This is a genomic window from Halovivax sp. (genome assembly GCA_007119345.1).
GTDB lineage: Archaea > Halobacteriota > Halobacteria > Halobacteriales > Natrialbaceae > Halovivax.
This window is the reverse complement of the sequence record SKPV01000242.1, coordinates 1-5,876: the sequence shown is the minus strand read 5'-3', so window position 1 is coordinate 5,876 and position 5,876 is coordinate 1. Positions and strand designations below refer to the sequence as shown.

The 5,876-nt window shown below is 69.2% G+C and carries 5 protein-coding genes; 1 reads left to right on the top strand and 4 read right to left on the bottom strand.

Annotation, left to right across the window (positions count from 1 at the left end; all coding sequences use genetic code 11):
* A partial coding sequence (gene uvrB, locus QZT59_RS16775; RefSeq protein WP_290818933.1) for an excinuclease ABC subunit UvrB occupies positions 1–1,781 on the top strand: 1,781 nt, incomplete at its 5' end.
* A 477-nt stretch (positions 1,782–2,258) separates the two neighbouring features.
* On the opposite strand, the gene QZT59_RS16770 is transcribed toward uvrB, so the two are convergent.
* The 4 genes from QZT59_RS16770 to QZT59_RS16755 form a co-directional block, all read right to left on the bottom strand.
* On the bottom strand, positions 2,259–3,503 hold the full coding sequence (locus tag QZT59_RS16770) for a PLP-dependent aspartate aminotransferase family protein (RefSeq protein WP_290818931.1): 1,245 nt from the start codon (positions 3,501–3,503) through the stop codon (positions 2,259–2,261).
* A 324-nt stretch (positions 3,504–3,827) separates the two neighbouring features.
* Entirely contained in the window at positions 3,828–4,310 is a 483-nt protein-coding gene (locus QZT59_RS16765; RefSeq protein ID WP_290818935.1) for a GNAT family N-acetyltransferase, read from the bottom strand.
* 183 nt (positions 4,311–4,493) lie between these two features.
* The gene (locus QZT59_RS16760) at positions 4,494–4,790 is read right to left on the bottom strand and encodes a translation initiation factor (RefSeq protein WP_290818929.1); all 297 of its coding nucleotides are present in this window, start codon (positions 4,788–4,790) and stop codon (positions 4,494–4,496) included.
* A gap of 117 nt (positions 4,791–4,907) precedes the next feature.
* Positions 4,908–5,876: excinuclease ABC subunit C (locus QZT59_RS16755; RefSeq protein WP_290818927.1), on the bottom strand; the 969-nt coding region annotated here is incomplete at its 5' end.

The window sequence follows — 5,876 nt, the reverse complement described above, 5'->3', positions numbered from 1 at the left end:
TTCCCGACAACGCCGTCGAGTACTTCGTCTCCTACTACGACTACTACCAGCCCGAGGCCTACGTCGAGCAGACGGACACCTACATCGACAAGGACGCCTCGATCAACGACGAGATCGACCGCCTGCGCCACTCCGCGACGCGCTCGCTGCTCACCCGGGAGGACGTCATCGTCGTCGCCTCGGTCTCGGCGATCTACGGGCTGGGCGACCCGCAGAACTACGAGGGGATGGCCGAGCGCCTGGAGGTCGGCGAGGAGATCGGCCGCGACGAGCTCTTGAAACGGCTGGTCGACCTCAACTACGAGCGCAACGACGTCGACTTCACGCAGGGGACCTTCCGGGTTCGCGGAGACACCCTGGAGATCTTCCCGATGTACGGCCGCTACGCCGTCCGCGTCGAGCTCTGGGGCGACGAGATCGACCGGATGGTGAAGGTCGACCCGCTGGAGGGCGCGGTCAAAGGCGAGCAGCGGGCCGTCCTCGTCCACCCGGCCGAGCACTACTCGATCCCGGAGACGAGGCTGGAGCGGGCCATGGAGGAGATCCGCGAGGACCTCGACCGGCGAATCAGCTACTTCGAGCGCAAGGGCGACCTGATCGCCGCCCAGCGCATCGAGGAGCGCACCACCTTCGACCTCGAGATGATCGCGGAGACGGGCTACTGCTCGGGCATCGAGAACTACTCGGTGTACCTCGACGATCGCGAGTCGGGCGACACCCCCTACACCCTGCTCGACTACTTCCCCGAGGACTTCCTCACCGTCGTCGACGAGTCCCACGTCACCCTCCCGCAGATCAAGGGCCAGCACGCCGGCGACAAGTCCCGGAAGGACTCGCTGGTCGGCAACGGCTTCCGGCTGCCGACCGCCTACGACAACCGCCCGCTCACCTTCGAGGAGTTCGAGGAGAAGACCGACCGCACGCTGTACGTCTCCGCGACGCCGGCGGACTACGAGCGCGAGCACTCCGAGCGGATCGTCGAGCAGATCGTTCGCCCGACCCACCTCGTGGATCCGAAGGTGGAGGTCTCGCCCGCCAGCGGGCAGGTCGACGACCTGATGGACCGCATCGACGAGCGCATCGAACGGGACGAGCGCACGCTCGTCACCACCCTCACGAAGCGGATGGCCGAGGACCTCACGGAGTACCTCGAAGAGTCGGGCGTCGATGTCGCCTACATGCACGACGAGACCGACACCCTGGAGCGCCACGAGATCGTCCGCTCCCTGCGACTCGGGGAGATCGACGTCCTCGTCGGCATCAACCTCCTCCGGGAGGGCCTCGACATCCCCGAGGTCTCGCTCGTCGCGATCCTCGACGCCGACCAGGAGGGGTTCCTCCGCAGCGAAACCACTCTGGTCCAGACGATGGGGCGGGCCGCCCGCAACGTCAACGGCGAGGTGATCCTCTACGCCGACGAGCCCTCGAACGCCATGGAGTCGGCGATCGAGGAGACCCAGCGCCGCCGCGAGATCCAACGGGAGTTCAACGAGGAGCACGGCTACGAGCCGACGACCATCCAGAAGGAGGTCGGCGAGACGAACCTGCCCGGCTCCAAGACCGACACCTCGAGCATCTCCGGCCAGGACCTCGACGACGCCGACGAGGCCGCCCGCTACGTCGAGGAACTCCAGGATCGGATGGACGAGGCCGCGAGCAACCTCGAGTTCGAGCTCGCGGCGGACATCCGCGACCGGATCATCGAGGTCCGCGAGGAGTTCGACCTCGCGGGCCACGGCGACGACGAGGAGGGCGTCGCGCCCCCGGCGGAAGAGTTCTGAGGGGCGCCGAACGCGAGCCGCTCACCGCATCCGGACGCGCTCGCTCGGTTCTGACCGCGGACGAACCCGCTCCGTCGGTAGCCCTCCCGGTGGCGGTCGAGGGGGTACCCGCGCCGAACGCGCACCGGGCCCGAGAGCGGACCGTTTCGTGCCGGCGAACCGGAGCGTCGCGGGACGGCGCCTCGCGGGCCGGAAGGTCGCCGCGTGGAGTGCGCGGGTGCGGACGTCGCTAGCAGGCGATCCCGGGAGCGAACGGGCGTCGAACGGCGGCAGAAACGAACGATTGTACCAGCATCGGCGAATTTGTAGTCCGATATCCTATTCGAGACGCCCGCTCGAGGACGAATTCGGAACCCGGCCCGCCGTCGCGAACGGCACCCCTTTCGGCGGCATCGGCGCCGGGACCCTGTGCGCGTTCGAATAGCGGAGACGCCGGGGCCCTGTACGCGTTCGAGCGAGCGGAGTTCCCCGCGCGGGTCAGTCCTCCGCGCTCGTCGCGGGCGCCGCCGCCGGCACCCGAGACAGCCCCTGGGCCAGATCCGCGCGCAGATCCGCCGCGTCTTCGACGCCGACGGACATCCGGACGAGCGTGTCCGTGATGCCGAGCTCGCGACGCGTCTCGGGGTCGAGCGGTTCGTGGGTCATCGCGGCGGGGAGCTCGATCAGCGACTCGACGCCGCCGAGGCTCACCGCCAGGGCGAACTCCTCCAGCGACTCGAGGAAGGCGACGGCGTCGTCCCGATCGCCGGCGAGTTCGAACGAGAGCACGCCGCCGAAGCCGGACTGCTGGCGGGTCGCGAGGTCGTGCTGCGGGTGAGAATCCAGTCCGGGGTAATGGACGGCCGAAACGGCCGGGTGGCCCGCCAGGAACTCGGCGAGGACCATCGCGTTCTCCTCGTGTTTGCGCATCCGGAGCGGGAGCGTCTTCAGCCCCCGCAGGGTGAGGTAGCTGTCGAACGGCGAGAGCACGCTGCCGGCGGTGATCTGCTGGGTCAGGCTCAGCTGCTCGGCCAGGTCGGCGTCGTCCGTGATCACGGCGCCGCCGATCGAATCGCTGTGGCCGTTCAAGAACTTCGTCGTGCTGTGGGCGACCAGATCCGCGCCCAGCTCCAGGGGCCGCTGGAAGTACGGGCTGAGGAACGTGTTGTCGACCCCCACCAGCGCCCCGCGGTCGTGGGCCAGCTCGGCGATGGCCGCCACGTCGCAGAGGCGGATCAACGGGTTGGTCGGCGTCTCGAGCCAGACGAGCGCCGTCCGATCGTCGATCGCCGCGGCGACCTCGTCCGGGTCGGTCGCGTCAACGAAGACGACGTCGACGTCGAACCGCTCGCCGAAGAGGTCGGTGAACATCCGCTTCGTGCCCGCGTAGAGGTCCTCGAAGGCGACGAGTCGGTCGCCCGGTCGCAGAACGGACAGGCAGACGGCGGCGATCGCCGCCGTCCCGGAGCTGAAGGCCATCGCGTGATCGCCGCCCTCGAGCGAGGCGAGGCGCTTCTCGAGCGCCCGCCTGGTCGGGTTCGCGAGTCGGGAGTAGAGGTATTCGCCGGCGTCGGGATCGACGTCTTCGAGCGAGAGCGACGGATCCAGGCCGTCGAGGGCGTACGTCGACGCGAGGTGAATCGGCGAGACGACGTCGCCGGCGGCGTCCGCGCGGTCGGCGGGCTTCTCGCCGACGGTCACCGCGCGGGTATCGAATTCGTTCGTCCGATCGTCCCGGTTCATGGTGAACGAATGCGCACTCGCCGATATGAAAGTTAGTTATTTGTTAATAATATTACGCGTGGCGTGTATTCCTTCCAGTTATTCGAGAGAGGGCTCCCCCGCGTCCGTCCCGACGGCCGAACGGCCGACCGGCCGGCGGATAACGGCATCAAGAAGCGCGAGCGCGGCTGGAAACGACGGAAGTTCGGGAAGCGCGAGCGCGGCTGGAAACGACGGAAGTTCGGGAAGCGCGAGCGCGGCTGGAGGCGACGGAAGTCCGGGAAGCGAGACCGCGTCAGAAGCCCCTCGATCGCCGTCGGGGCGGGAGCCTCGCCTCGTCGTCGACTACAACTCCAGCGTGTACACCACTTCGTCGTACCGTTCGTCGCCGATCTCGACCCCGCCCGTGCCGGTCTGTTCGAACCCCAGCTCCTCGTAGAAGCGCCGGCCGCCCTCGTTCGAGGCGAAGTCGATTGCCCGCATCCGGTTCATGCTGAAGTCCTCGAGCGCGGAGCGCAGCCGCTCGTGCAGCGCGGTGCCGATCCCCTCGCGCTGGTGGTCCGGGTGGACGTACATCCGGAGGACGTCGCCCTCGTCCTCGTAAACGACCCCATGGGTGAAGCCGGCGAGCTCGCCGTCGCGCTCGGCGACGATCACCGCGGTGCCCGGCTCGTCGATCGCCTCGCGGAACGTCTCGTCGTCGTACCAGGCGTCGACGGTCTCGTCGATGGTCTCCGGGTCGAGTTGGTCGTAGGTGTCGTGCCAGGCCGCCCGGGCGATCTCGCGGATCGCCTCGCGGTCGTCCGCGGTCGCCGGCCGCAGCTCGATGCCGTGTTGTTCCATACGGCCGGCTTCACCGACGGGGGATAAATTCGTTCCCTCAAGACGGGTTGAACGTATCCGCCCGCGATCGCATAGCAGCCGTCTCGCCGGCGTTCGGCGGTCGGGCGGAGCGCCCCGCCGCTACGGCTCCGACCGCGCCCCCGACGATCGGCGACCGCGAATCGGCGCCTACTCGCGGATCTGAAAGCCCCGGTCGCGTAACAGCGCCGGCACCCGACCGCGGTGGTCGCCCTGAAGCTCGATCCGGCCCTCGTCGACGGTGCCGCCGGTTCCCATCGCGCTCTTGAGGTCGGAGGCGATCGACTCCACCTCCGAGTTCGGGAGGTCGAACCCCTCCACGATGGTGACCGGCTTGCCGTACCGGCGCTTTTCCATCCGAATCGAGAGCACCTGTTCGGCCGCGTCGAGATCGCCGTGGGCGTCGAGTTCGTCGAGCAGGTCGTCGATGGAGTCGTCCTCGGGCACGACCGATCGAACGACGGCGAGGTACAAAGACCTGGGCCCGACGCGTTCCCTGACGGGATCCGGGACGCGGGTCGGTCCCGACAGCGGAGAGATCGTTCGAGGCCGGCACCCACCGCACTACAGCCGCGATCGCAGCGTCTCCGCCGTCTTCTCGCCCACGCCCTCGACGCTGCGCAGATCGTCGAGACTCGCCTCGCGGACGTTCTCGACGCTGCCGAACCGGCCCAGCAGTCGCTTGCGCGTCTCCGGGCCGATGCCGGGCACGTCGTCGAGGACGGTCTTCACCTCGTCGCGGACGGTCTGGTGGTACTGGACGGCGAAGCGGTGGGCCTCGTCGCGGACCCGCTGGAGGAGGTGCAGGTGCGGGGCGTCCGACGGCCAGGAGAGTTCGCGGTCGGGCGTGACGACCCGCTCTTCGGCCTTGGCGAGCGCGACGACGGGGACCTCCCACCCCTCGTCGGCGAGCGCCTCGCGGGCGGCCTCGAGCTGGCCCTTTCCGCCGTCGATCAGCAGCAGGTCCGGGTCGGGCCGATCGTCCCGGCCCTCGACGGCGCGGCGGGCGCGCCAGCGGATCAGCCGACGCATGTTCTCGTAGTCGTCGTTCTCGTCGTCGAGCTTCTTTCGCCGATAGCCCGATTTGTCGGCGCTCCCGTCGACGAAGCGCACGTCGCTCCCGACGGCGGCCGTCCCGTGGGCGTGGCTGACGTCGAACCCCTCGATCCGGTCGGCGGCGTCGATCTCGAGGGCGTCGGCCAGCATCCCGCACTCGTCGCGCCCGCCGAGGTTGCGCCGGGCGTTCTTCAGCGCGAGTTCGACCAGCTTAGCCTCGCGACCGGCGCCCGGCACCCGCACGGCGACGCCCTGGGCGTCGAGCCAGGCGGCGACGTCGTCGTCGTCGTGGCGTTCGGGCAACAGGAGGGCGTCCGGGAGGTCGCGCTCGGCGTAGTACTGGACGACGAACGCGGCGAGAACGGTGGGAACGCCCTCGTCGGCGCCGTAGGGCGCGGCGAGCGTGTACCGATCGCGCCCGACCAGCCGGCCGCGTTCTGCGCGCAGGCGAGCGACGGTCGCCTCCTCGCCCTCGAT

What these genes read in the sequence shown, in the direction of transcription:
- QZT59_RS16770 (WP_290818931.1), bottom strand. Translation starts at nt 3,503, where the DNA reads ATGAACCGGGACGATCGGACGAACGAATTCGATACCCGCGCGGTGACC.